General features: G+C 64.1%; 8 protein-coding genes. 3 read left to right on the top strand and 5 right to left on the bottom strand.

Annotated features, from left to right (window positions below; all coding sequences use genetic code 11):
* The first annotated feature begins 138 nt into the window (after positions 1–138).
* A complete protein-coding gene (locus tag AAGD32_02390) occupies positions 139–2,364 on the top strand; it encodes an autotransporter-associated beta strand repeat-containing protein (GenBank protein MEM8873084.1) in 2,226 nt (741 codons plus the stop codon).
* A gap of 76 nt (positions 2,365–2,440) precedes the next feature.
* Here the strand turns inward: AAGD32_02390 and fusA are convergent, their stop codons facing one another.
* The gene (fusA, locus tag AAGD32_02385) at positions 2,441–4,642 is read right to left on the bottom strand and encodes an elongation factor G (protein ID MEM8873083.1); all 2,202 of its coding nucleotides are present in this window, start codon (positions 4,640–4,642) and stop codon (positions 2,441–2,443) included.
* A 380-nt stretch (positions 4,643–5,022) separates the two neighbouring features.
* Between fusA and AAGD32_02380 the strand changes: the two genes are divergently transcribed.
* Positions 5,023–7,122, top strand: a complete 2,100-nt coding sequence (locus AAGD32_02380) for a hypothetical protein (protein MEM8873082.1) — start codon at positions 5,023–5,025, stop codon at positions 7,120–7,122.
* Between the two features lie 51 nt (positions 7,123–7,173).
* Positions 7,174–8,256, top strand: coding sequence for a hypothetical protein (locus tag AAGD32_02375; protein MEM8873081.1), 1,083 nt, complete (start codon positions 7,174–7,176; stop codon positions 8,254–8,256).
* On the opposite strand, the gene AAGD32_02370 is transcribed toward AAGD32_02375, so the two are convergent.
* From AAGD32_02370 to AAGD32_02355, 4 genes are all read right to left on the bottom strand, one after another.
* Positions 8,253–8,774, bottom strand: a complete 522-nt coding sequence (locus tag AAGD32_02370) for a hypothetical protein (GenBank protein MEM8873080.1) — start codon at positions 8,772–8,774, stop codon at positions 8,253–8,255. The two genes, AAGD32_02375 and AAGD32_02370, sit on opposite strands and share 4 nt — an antisense overlap.
* Positions 8,771–9,883: an aminotransferase class I/II-fold pyridoxal phosphate-dependent enzyme gene (locus tag AAGD32_02365; protein ID MEM8873079.1), complete on the bottom strand. Its 1,113-nt coding sequence runs from the start codon at positions 9,881–9,883 to the stop codon at positions 8,771–8,773. Before AAGD32_02365 ends, AAGD32_02370 begins: the two co-directional genes overlap by 4 nt.
* Before the next feature lie 124 nt (positions 9,884–10,007).
* Positions 10,008–10,217 carry a small basic protein gene (locus tag AAGD32_02360; GenBank protein ID MEM8873078.1) on the bottom strand — a complete coding sequence of 70 codons (210 nt, stop codon included), beginning with the start codon at positions 10,215–10,217 and terminating at the stop codon, positions 10,008–10,010.
* A gap of 122 nt (positions 10,218–10,339) precedes the next feature.
* Positions 10,340–12,778, bottom strand: a complete 2,439-nt coding sequence (locus AAGD32_02355; GenBank protein ID MEM8873077.1) for a hypothetical protein — start codon at positions 12,776–12,778, stop codon at positions 10,340–10,342.
* Positions 12,779–12,878: the final 100 nt, after the last annotated feature.

The following is a 12,878-nucleotide window of genomic DNA, read 5'->3' as shown; positions in this document are numbered from 1 at the left end:
GACAATCGTCACGCTGGACCCAAGTGACGGAAGGATTCCTTGACTGGCCGGCAGCCGCCCAGTTAGGTTCGAGCCCGCAGACCGACCAAACGAGGGGTCGATCTGTGTCTTTCGTACCCAGGAAACGAGGAAATGAGAATGAACCTAGTGCCCCGCCCGTCCAAGACGGGCATTGCTGTTGCGTTGGCGTCGATCGCCACGCTTTCGACCGTTCCGGCACTCGCCCAAACAACTAACTGGACACAGGCGACCTTAGGTGACATGTGGCAAAATCCGGGTAACTGGTCGGCCGGTGTGCCGACTGCCGACACGACCGCCGAGTTCGATAACGACGCGAATCCGATCATCAATCGAGTGACGGTATCCGCGGACGCGTTCGCTTCCCGACTGGTGTTCCTGGATGACGTTGCCGGGATTACGAACGATCTCAACGTCAGTTTTCAGGACACCAGCGGCGGCATCGCCACGCTCAACACCCAACTGCTTGAGTTCAGACCCGGTGTTGCCGGTTTCGGTGTGGTCGAGATGCAAGTCAACTTCTTCGACATGAACGTCGTGAGCGACGACGGGTTCCAGTTCGGGCCCAACAACACCGCGACCGTGCTCGGCGACACATTCGTATTCGTCAACCGTTCGACCATCCGCTCCAACGACGACAACAGCACAGCAATCAACGGGTTCAACGCAACGTTCGAACTGGTCAACGGCTCACACGTCGTTAATGACGGCACACGCGCGATCGCCTTCCGAGGCGATGGCGAGTTGGTCGTCAGTGGCGGAAGCGACTTCGGCTGGAACTTCAACACCACCGCGAACAACCAAGTCTTCATCGGCAGCGGCGGCGGGCGGCTCAGCAAAAGCGCGAACCTTGACGGGTCGGTCAACATGGCCTCCGGCGGTCCGTTGACCTTCGGCAGGAACGGCGACACGACGTTCCGCAGTGCTGTCTTGAACGGCGTCGTCGCTGGGCCCAGCGGGATCACCATCGACGGCGACAACTACGACGTGCAGCTCAACGCTTCGAACACGTTTACCGGCGACATCCTACTGGCCGGTGGCCGGCTGCTGGTCAACGGCGGGCCCAACCTCGGCGCATTAGGTAAAGACATCGTCTTCAACGGCGGCACCTACGCGCCCGGTGGCAGCTTCGCAACGGCGATTGAAACGCGCTTCGACGGCGACGGCACCATCGACACGAGCCGCACCGGGGGACTTCACGCGCTTGCCGCTGCAACCAAGGGCACCGGCACGCTCACCAAGACCGGTGCCGGCGAACTCCGCCTGGACCGCTCGGGTGCCAACTTCACCGGCAACTACGTCATCGACGAGGGGATGCTCCGCGTTAACCAATCGAACGCTGTCAACGAGCGCAACAGCGTCACGATCCACGCCGACGGCCGATTCCAAATCAGCCAGACGGCGACCGTCAAGGACGTCCGCGGCAGCGGCATTCTCGCCGTTGAAGTTGGCACCATCCTCCGCATGGGCCAGCTCAGCCCGGCCGGCCCGACGCCCGACGGCAGCATCTTCGGTACCGGTACGATTCTTAAGCAAGGCGGATCGTTCCAACGTTTCTCGGGCGACAACAGCGGCTTCGCCGGCAACTGGGACGTTGATGCGAGAAGGCTTACCCTCGCGGGTCCCGACGCCGCCTTTGCCGATGCGGCCGTCGCAGCCGGCGCCACACTGCGGCTAGAGCAGTTCGCCGACACAACCGTGTCCTACGACGGCAGGATCAGCGGGACAGGCACCGTGGAAGTCATCGGCCGCTACAACATCACGGGCAACAGCGGCGGCTACACCGGTGACACTTTCGTCGACGGCTTCCTGGGCGTCGACGGCCTGCTCGGCGGCAACGTCTTCGTCGGCAACGACAGCATCCTCGGCGGCGACGGCACGCTCGGTGATGTGACGCTCAACGGCACTGGACGCATCGCTCCAGGCACCGACCCCCTGCTACCTGCCGGATCGGTCATCGGAAGCCTGGAGACGTTCAGCCTGACCATGGGCGACGACAGCTCGATGGAGATGCAGATTCTCGGTTCCGCCGGCGGCGAGGGTGATCTCATCACCGCCAACGTCGTACAACTGGACGGCGATCTGGTCGTGCGGCTCGATGCAGCTCCCGTCTTCACGTTCGAGCCATCGGTCGGCGACAGCTTCCTGATCGTCGCGAGCAGCAATATCACCGGCAGCTTCGACAATGTCGCCTTCGGTGAACGCATCGAGGTCACAGGCAGTGGCGTCGGCAGCTTCACCGTGCTCAACATCGACGGCGGGATTTTGCTTGCCGATTACCAGATTCCCGAGCCGAGCGTGCTGGGGTTGCTCGGTGCGGGCGTGCTGTTGATGCGTCGGCGTTGAGATTGCTCGGTAACCAACGCGAATGACCCGCGCCGTTGCTGGCGCGGGTCATCTGCTTCGTGGTGTAGTGCGGGGATTAGCCGACTTCTTCGAGGATCGCCTTGGCGACGTTGCCGGGGACCGGGGCGTACTTGAGCGGCTCCATGGCGCTGGCGGCACGGCCCTGGCTCATGCTGCGCAGATCGGTCGTGTAGCCGAACATCTCCGCGAGCGGGACCTCGGCCTCGATGATCTGCGTGTTACCCTGCTGACGCGTGTCGGCGATGATGCCGCGGCGACGGTTGAGGTCGCCGGTGACGTTACCGACGAAGTCCTCGGGCGTGGTGACGGTGACCTTCATGATCGGCTCGAGCAGTTGCATGCCGGCCTTCTTGCAGGCGTCCTTGAACGCCAAGCCACCGGCCAGTTCGAAGGCGACCTGGTTCGAGTCGACGTCGTGATACTTGCCGTCGGTAAGCGTGACCTTCACGTCGATCATCGGGTAGCTGGCCAAGACGCCGGTGCGGGCGGTCTGGCGGCAACCCTTCTCGATCGACGGGATATACTCACGCGGAACCGAGCCGCCGACGATCTTGTTCTCGAACGCCATCTGGTCGCCGAACTTCAACTCGTCGGCCTCGGCCTGCTCGGCGGTGTAGGGCTCGATCTTGATGTAGCACTCGCCGAACATGCCCGAACCACCGGTCTGCTTCTTGAGCTGACCATGACCCTCGGCCGGACCCATGATCGACTCGCGGTAACTGACCTTCGGCTTACCGACGTTGATGTCGACCTTCAGGTCACGGGTGAGTCGGTTACGGATGATCTCCAGGTGGAGCTCACCCATGCCGCCGATGATGGTCTCGCCGGTCTCGTCGTTGTAGTTTGCGTGGAAGGTCGGATCGATGCGGCGCATCTGCACCAGCGCGTCGCCGAGCTTCTGTTTATCGCCGGCCGACTTGGGCTCGATGCTCATGCTGATCACCGGCTCGGGGAACGTCGGACGCTCCAGCACGATCGGGTGATCCGGGTCACAGATGGTGTCACCCGTGAGCACGTCCTTGAGGCCGATGCACGCGATGATGTCGCCCGCCTCGCCCTGCTCGAGCGCGATGCGGTCGTCGGCCTGCATCTGGAAGATTCGGCTCAGGTTTTCCTTACGGTCACGGTTGGCGTTGAGCACGCGGGTCCCCTTGGGCACGGTGCCGGAGTAGACGCGGACAAAGGTGAGTTCGCCAAACTTGTCGGCGACGATCTTGAACGCGAGGCCACAGAACGGCTCGTCCGGATCGCAGTGACGCTCGATCTTCTTCTCTTCGTCCTTCGGGTCCGTGCCGACGACGGCCGGAAGGTCCAGCGGGCTGGGCAGGTACTCGATGACGCCGTCGATGAGCTTCTGGACGCCGACGTACTTGAGGGCCGAGCCGCAGAAGACCGGGTGGAGCTTGAAGTCGATGGTGCCACGGCGGATGGCGGCCTTGAGTTCGTCGCGGCCGATCTCCTCGCCCTCGAGGAACTTCTCGGCGATCGCGTCATCGACATCGGCGACGGCCTCGATCAGCTTCTCACGCCACTCGTCGTACTTGGCCTTGTGGTCCTCGCTCAGCGGCTTCTCGACGACCTCGGTACCTTGGTTCTCGCCCTTGAAGTGGTACTCGACGCCCATGATGAGGTCGATCATGCCTTCGAAGGTGTTGCCTTGGCCGATCGGATACTGCACGGCAACTGCGGGCGCGCCGAGGCGCTCGTGGATGCTGTTGAACGAGAAATCGAAGTCGGCGCCGAGCTTGTCCATCTTGTTGATGAAGCAGACGCGCGGCACGTTGTACTTGGTGGCCTGACGCCAGACGGTTTCGGACTGGGCCTCGACGCCTTCCTTACCGTCGAACACGGCGATGGCACCGTCGAGACAGCGCAAGGACCGCTCGACCTCGGCCGTGAAATCCACGTGGCCGGGGGTGTCGATGATGTTGATGCTGTGCATCACACCCTTACGCATGATCTTCTGACCACCGCGGTTGTCCTCGTGCTCGCCCATCTTCTCGGCGGTCTTGTCGCCGTAGAGGAAGTTAGCGTCATGCTCGTAGAGCCACGGGGCACTGACGGCGGCGGAATAGATCGTGATGCCGCGCTGCTGCTCTTCCTCGTCGAAGTCGGTCGTGGCAGTGCCTTCGTGCACTTCGCCCATTTTGTGAATCTGACCGGTGTAGAAGAGAATGCGCTCGGAGCAGGTGGTCTTGCCGGCGTCGATGTGGGCGGCAATGCCGATGTTGCGGAGGATGGTGTTATCGCGGGCCATGGAGACGGGGTCCTACGTGGTAAGTCTGTTTGGTAATCGGGTGTCGATCGGCGACGTTGAGCCGGCGAACGGGTCGAAACAAGGTTCAAAAATGACGGGCACCGCCGCGGGTGCGGGGGTGTCGGGGCGTGGGAGGTTGCTCACTGGCTCGCCATAGGTGTGCCGACCGGTGATGCGAATCGCCCCTCACAGCATCCCAACGGGGAAGCGAGGCGCAGACGATTGGCGTACACGCTCGATCGGCGGCCCGACATTATGGGCCTCGCCGGTCGGGTCAAGCCGCTCGCCAACACCAAAAACGGGGTCAAACGCAAACGCACGACATGCCGATGCCTAGACGGAAGGAGAAAGGGAAGAACTGCGCTTCCCGGGCGTCGCTCATGCGTGCTGCATTGTCCATCCAGAGTGTCCGTCGCTTCCTCGAGCAGCCGCGCCTGCTGTCGGGATTCGCGATCACGTCGATCGTGGCGGTGGTCGCCGGGAGCATCGCGGCGGTCAGCATCAAGCCGACGGCCGACCTCACGGCAATCGCCGCCGTTGAGCCATCGACCGACATCGTCGGCACCGAGGGTTTCTGGCGGATCGCCCGCGACACCGACGGTGTGCAGTGGTTTCTCTCGCCGGACGGGCAGCGCGAGTTCCTCAACACCGTCACCACCGTCCAGCCGATCCAACTCGGCCGCAAAGCGACCGGCCCGCATTTCGTCAGCCGCGACTGGTCCGGCGATGCCGACATGGACGGCGACCTCGACGCATGGGCCTCGGCGACGCTGGGCCGCGTGACCAGTGCCGGCTTCAAAGGGCTCGGCGCGTGGAGCCATCCGGTCTTCCATGATTACGACGTACCGATCACGCGGGACCTGAACATCTGGACCTGGATGTCCGGCCCGGCCAAGCGGTTGTACCACCCCGAGTTTGCCATGATTGCCGAGAAGGCCGTCCGGCAGCAGGTCACACCGCTACGCGACAATCGCAACCTCGTCGGCTATTACACGGACAACGAGCTGGACTGGAGCGACAAATCCTCCGGCCCGGCCGCGTATTTCGATTGGCTGGACCCGAGCACGCCGAGTCGGCAGGCGGTCATGCGATCGGTCCGGCGTGTCTGGGCCGATGTCGAAGCCTTCAACGCCGACTGGGACACGGACCTCGCATCGTTCGACGAGCTCGACGGCTGGACGTATCTGCCCCGCGATAACAACGCCGCGTACAACAAGCTGCTCGTCGACTTCCGCGGCCAACTCGCCGCGGACTACTTCGAGATCACCAGCAACCTCGTTCGCAAGTACGACCCCAACCACCTGATCCTCGGCGTCCGGTACAAGGGCTGGGCGCCGCCGGAGGTCGTGCGTGCCCAGGCCGGTCGCACCGATGCGGTGTCGATCAACTACTACGTCGCCGACGCTCGCCTCGACCGCACGCTCTTCGAGATGCTCCACGATGAGTCCGGGGGGCAGCCGGTCATCATCACCGAGTACAGCTTCCACGCCCTCGACGGCCGCAGCGGCAACCGCAACACCTTCGGCTTTTCCGCCCAGGTTCCCGACCAGACCGCCCGTGCCGACGGCTATCGTGAGATGACCGAGGGGCTCGCATCGGTGCCGTTCGTGATCGGGGCCGACTGGTTCCAATGGAACGACGAGCCGCCCAGCGGACGTCGCGGCGACGGCGAAGATGTGAACTTCGGCATCGTCGACGTCGACGACATCGCCTATGACCACCTGATCGACGCCGTCCGGGAGACGACGCCACGACTGAACGACATCCACGCCGCATCGAGCATGAACACGCCGGTGTGGCGGCGATCGTTCGACAAGCGACCGACATGGACGATGCCCCGGCTTAGGCGGGTTCCACGGATCGACGGAAACCTCGTCGACTGGTCCGAGGAACACCGGCTGCCGGACGTAAGCCGCGGCGAGACCGTCGGCCTCGAACGTTCGCCCCACCCCGAGCCCGAGACCTACCTCGGCTGGACCGACGATGGCCTGTACGTCGGCATGGTCGTCCACGACGCCGACATCCACGGCGCACCGATCACCGGCAACTGGTGGACGCGCGACTGCGTCGAGTTATTCATCCGCACCGCCCCGACCGACGACGCGACCGATAGCTACTCGGCCCACGATCACCAGTTCTTCTTCGTGCCGATCGCCTTCCCCGGCCCCGACGGCGCGGCCGGCTACACCGGACAGTGGAACCGCCCCGGCGACGCCATCGACGCCACCCTCTCACCCCACCCGGCCGTCATCGACGCCGCCCGCGTCCTGCCCGGCAGGTACGTCGTCGAGCTATTCATCCCCGCCAACGCCCTGCACGGCTTTGACCCGTTGGGCGACGACATGGGCGACACGGAGCTCGGCTTCAACCTGCACGTCACCAACTTCCAGAACGCCACCAGCTACTTCTGGTCCGCCCCCAAGGAAGCCCGAACACAACACCGCCCCAACACTTGGGGCACGATCAAGCTGGGCAAGTGACACTTGCGCAACCTCAACCCAACGCTGCGCAGAACGTGATATAGTTCGCCTATGGAAAATGCCCTGCGAAAGTCGTTTTGCGTGTCGGCCGTCTTCGTATTGGGCCTGGCCACGACCGCCGATGCGGCCGATCTGGTGTTGGACTACACCCACGACTCGTTCTTCAGCAACAACGCCGTGGCCAACGCCGCCCTTCAACAGGCGGCCGCCGACGTGAGCGCGGCGCTGACCACGTCGCTGGGCGCGGTGAGCGATAGCAGTACGGGCGTCGATGGAAGCTCGAGCCTGACGTTCAACTTCGAGCGCGGCTACACCAATCCGACCACCGGAGCGCCGGAAACCCTTAGTAACGCAAGCGCTTCAGCCAATGAGATCCGTTTGTTCGTCGGCCATCGGAACCTCACTGGCAACACGCTCGCGCAAGCAGGCCCGGGTGGGCTCGGCTTCAGCGCTAACGGCACCGTCGGTCCCACGTTCGCAACCGCGGCCGCCAATGCCAATGCGGCGGCCAACGCCAACGTCGGACGCGGCGGTGGCCCCACCATCGGCCGGCTCTCCGGATTCATCGGTGGCCAGCCCTATAACATTGGTTACGGCTCAACGATCGGCAACGTCTGGTTCGATTCCGACTTCAACAACGACGGCAACGCTGACGGCGTTAACGGCACGATCCTCGATGGCAGCCGATGGCACTTCGACCACACCACCGCTGTCCCCGGCGACAAGATCGACCTCTATTCCGTCGCCGTTCATGAGATGCTCCACACTGTCGGGTTCGGCACCGCTGCCAGCTGGGACGACTTGGTCTCGGGTCAGGACTGGCTCGGAGATTCGGTCGCCGCGCTCATCGGCGACGAAACGCAGGTCGACGCTCTGGCGGGCACCGACTCGGGCGGTCAAGCCCACGCCAGCGGTGCGTTCATGACGTCCGTTCTGGGTGATCCTTCGACAATGCAGACCTCGATCATGACCCAGACGATCAGCTTCGGCGAACGCAAGTTCATCACCGAACTCGATCTCGCGTTCCTCACCGACATCGGCTGGGACGTCACGCCGATCCCCGAACCGATGTCGGTCATCGCCGGCCTGCTGGGCATCGGGGGCCTGATGCTCCGCCGGCAAGCCGCGGCTTAGTCGCGCAGCCACGGTGTCGTTTTGGTCACGTTGCGGATGCGGGCTCGCACGGATGCCGCATCGTTGTGCCCCGCGACCTCGAGCCGATCCGCCACATCGGGGCGAAATCGCTCGTGCGTGGTGGCAAGCAGCGCCAAAGCGTTGAACGACCACGCCCGGACGAAGTTCTGCGGATGAGCCGCGAGTTCGGCGAGCCGGGCGTGCCAAGCGTCGGCCGTGGCACGCGTGACCTTGACTGCGGGAAACGCCTGCACCAAGTGCAACGTCATTTGCCAATCCTTCTCGTCATCGAGCAGGCCGAGCAACGTTTTCGACTGCGCCGCCGTGAGCCGGTACCCGCGCCCGGCCAAGTCCTTGAGCAGCCATGACGCCCCGACCGCACGGTTCACATCGGCATCCCCACCGAGCTTCAGCAGCAACCTCACATCGGCCGCCGTCGGCTCCCAACGCAGCGCGGCAGATTCAAGAACATCGGTGTGAACACCATCGAACTTCTCGATCTCCGCCGCGAGATTCATCCAGCCACCTCGCAGAGAATTCGGCAACCCTCGCGGAGCTTCTCATCCGGAGCGGCGAAGCTCACGCGGAAGTGTGTATCCCGACCGCTGAAGACATTGCCCGGAATGGTCAAAACGTTCTTCTCGATCGCGGCGGTGCAGAAGTCCGTCGCGGTCAGGCCGGCGGGTGCTTGCGGGAAGGCGTAGAACGCTCCGTCGGGCCGCGCGAGTTCGAACGTGCCCGAGAGCGCCTCGACGACGATGTCACGCTTTCGGCGATAAGCGGTGATGTGGCCCGACATGTCCGCGTCCAACGCGGCCAACGCCCCTTTCTGGAACGGACTCGGGGCACAAACGTAGCTGTACTGCTGGAGCTTGATCATCTGCTCGACGATCTCGCTGGGCCCGGCGACGTAGGCAACACGCCAGCCGGTCATGCCATGCGTCTTGGAAAAGCCACGGAGGATGAGCGTGCGGTCGTAGAGCATCGCCGGGCTGTAGAGGCCGTCGGTGTCATCGAAACGGAACGCGTCGTAGATCTCGTCGGTCAGCAGGATGATGTCGTGCTTGCGGGCCAGCTCGGCGGCGGCGCGGACCTCGTCGGGCGACATCGTCACGCCCGTAGGGTTGCTCGGCGAGTTGACGATCAGCAGCTTGGTCCGGGGCGTGATGGCGGCTTCGATCTTCGCGGCGTCGAACCGGAAGTCCGGGTAGCTGTCGACCGGCACACTCACCCCGCCGGCCATCGTGACCAGGTGGCGATACATGACGAAGTACGGGTCAAGGAACACCACCTCATCACCCGGATCGACCAACGCCATGATCGCGAGCATCAGCGCCCCGCTGACGCCCGAGGCAATGAAGACATCACCGACGTCGCGGCCCATCTCGGCGTCGAGGTCGGCTTTGAGCCGCTCGCGCAGTTCGGGGATGCCCTGGGTCGGCGTGTAGCGATTGAACCCGGCGTCGATCGCATCTTTCGCCACGGTCTTGGCGATTTCCGGTACGTCGAAGTCCGGCAGGCCGATGCTCAGGTTGATCGGGTTTTCCAACTTCGCCGCGAGATCGAACACCTTCCGGATACCCGAGGCGTCGACGGCTTTGGCACGGGCTGAGATCGGATCGGACATGCAAGAAGGGTAACAGCGCAAAACACGAACGACAGAGCGGGCAGCTCCGTCGTTCGATGATCAACCCGTGTGGGATGGAAGTGCTTACGCGGCTGCCGCTAACGATGGCGTCCGCAGCGCGGCGTTACTTCTTTTTCTCGTCGTCGTCTTTCTTCTTGACGGTCTTCTTGCCGACGCTGGGTTTACGGTTGCCGACTTTGGGCAGGCCGTAGACGCCGTCGGCCTCGGTCCGCTTACCGGATTCGAGCAGCTTCTCGAGCCGCTCGGCGCGGGTCAGGACGTTGCGATGGCGTTTGAGCGAGTTGCCGCTGCGGAGCGAGGAGTCGAGGGACATGGGTCTGCCTGTTCTGAGATACGGAATCGGATATCAGCGCACGGCGTTGGCCATGTGCTTCGGGACGCACAGGGTAGGCCCGGTGCCGGTGGGTGTTCCACCGCAATCGGCCAAACCAACGGCTACTGCCCCGCCGGGGCCTCGTCGCCGGTCTCCTCGGCCGGAATCGCCAGCACGCCTGCGGCATACGCGGCGATTTCTGGATCGGGATCATCGGTCAACGACGCCGCGATGGACGCCTGCTCCGGCTTGTTAAGCGACAACGTCGCCATCAATCCGCCCAAACGCACGGTCGGATCATCGTCGGACACCATGGCGTCAATGAGCGTCACCCGTTCCTCCTCGGCCGCGAGTTGAACCATCGCCAGTCCCGCCCAGGAGCGAACGGCCGGGTCGATCTCGACGTCGCGGGCACGACGGATACGCCGAGCGATCGCGTTGATCTCCGCCTGCTCGATTTGTGGGCCCTCGCCCGCTTCGGCGACGGCCTGATTCTGCAGCTCGAACAACTGCACGTACCGCGTGAGCGTCTGGATCGCCCGGATCTTCTCGCCACCGGCGCCACGCACGATCTGCGTAAAGAGTTGATCCTGCACCTCGGCGTTCCCAAGAGCCTTGGCACCGCGCTCGATCGGCTGGCGCATCTGCGTGCGGAAGCCTCCCGGCCCGGGGCCAACGCGCTCACCCTGCAACTGCACCGGGTTGGTGATCGCGCTGACGAAGATGGTGATCGGACGCGAAGGGTCGGTGGCCAGCGCCTGGTTGAGCACGCCGAGGTCGATCCGGTAGTCGCGCGTGGTTTCTTCGTTGCGATCAAGCCGGACTTGGCCGCCGATTTGGCCGATGGCGACCGCCGGGATCGCGCCCTGATTGCCGACCGAAGCGTCGAACTGCAACTCACTGCGAATCACGCCGCCGGGGCCGAGCGTCAGCGGATACTCGCCGGTGTTCGCGATGGTGACGCGGACGTACATCGGTGACCCGTACTCATGGGCGATCCGCAACGGCCGCATGCGCACGTCGTAGAAGTTGCGCTGCTCGGCCGGGTCGAGCAGGTCCAGCAGTTGGCTGGGGAACACCGCCAACGCGTTGCGAATGGCGGGCAGATTCTCGGGCGGCAGAACCCGCACGTTGAACTGCCGAAGCTGGTCGAACACGAACGCGCCGGTGATGCCGAACGGCCGGTCATTGAGCACGTCGCTGGCGCGGGCGCGAATCTCGTCCGCCGGTGCGTCCGCCGCGTCGAGCAACACCAAACCCATCGCCGCGAACGGGTGCTGATCCTTGACCGCGTCGAACTTCACACGGGCGGCATCGGGCGTGCCTTCACGCAACGCCTGAAGGCCGGCGTACGACACGATGAGCGGGTCCTTTTCGCCGACGAGTTCGGTCAGTGCCGCGAGCAGGTCGGGGTTGGTCGGCTTCTCCGCAATCAGCAGGTCGCCGCGAACCACCGCGTCGATCTGGCCGATGAGCACGTCCGCACGGAACGGGTCGGCGGCGAGCAGCGTCTCAAAAAGCTCAACGACGACCGCGGTCGGCTCACGCCCCGCCATGTCAAACTCCGCCTCACCCGCAAGGTCGGTGACAAGCTGGTCGAACCGGGCCGACATCTGATCCATCACGCCCTCGGCCATGATCTCCTGCTGCTTTTCCGAGAGCAGCGCGATCTGTTCACCGACGACGAAGTTCTCGGCGTCCTGCTGCAGGGTCAGCCCGATGACGCGGGCCTCCTGGGGCTGGCTGTTGATCAGCAGCAACGCGCCTTGGTCCACGTAATCGGCCGGTACGCCGCGGAGCTGCATTTCGAGGGCGAGTTCGTTGCCGCGCTCGTACCAGTCGAGCGCCTCCTCGAGCATGTTCAAACGGGCCAGCTCCGAGCCGAGCGAGGTCATGACCGCCGGCTGGGCCACGTTGCTCCGCAGCAGTTCGCACAGCGCGGTGATGCGATCGAGGGCGTCGCCGGTGCGAAGGGTCTTCTCGAACGACCGCTGCCGGGCGGCCGGGTTGACGTCGTTGAGTTCAAGCGCCTTCGCCAGTGCCGCGTCAGCTTTGGCCTGCTGTCCGCGTTCAACGTGCAAATCGTGCAGCTTCACGGCCGCATGGCTCCGCAGGCCGTCGCTCAATCGCTCGTTGTCGACGATCCGGTTCTGAAGAAATGCCACCTTGTTCTGGGCATTCTGCATGCCGGCGGTGACAAGGTCGACGTACTGGATCCGGGCGACTTCGTCGTCCGGGCGGAGCTTGCCGTAGTTGTTCAGGGCCGTCAGCGCAGCTTCCCGGTCACCGCGAAGCATGTGGACCGCCGCGAGCAGCCGGGGATGCCGGGGCTGCATCGGATCGAGCTGCGCGGCAGCTCCGAGCAGGGCCGCAGCACGGGTGAGGTGGTGATCCTCCAACGGCACGACATCGAGTTCGAGTTGTGCGATGAGGTGGTACTGCTCGGCGAGCGCGGCGTTGGCCGAGTCATCCTGCGCATGAGCAGCGGGCGCAAAACCGATCATCGAGCCGAATACGGCCACGATCAGCAGAAACTTACGGGAAAGCGATGCGGGCGACATGGGGTCAGTAGCATGCCACGTCAACGCTGCGGGACAAGTGCAGACTGCGCAAGATGGGTAAGCAAGTCGAAGTTTTTCTCGCCGCATGCCACCGACAAGC

The organism is Planctomycetota bacterium, assembly GCA_039182125.1.
Classification (GTDB): domain Bacteria; phylum Planctomycetota; class Phycisphaerae; order Tepidisphaerales; family Tepidisphaeraceae; genus JBCDCH01.
Note: the sequence above shows the minus strand (reverse complement) of the source record. Positions and strands in the feature narration are given on the sequence as shown.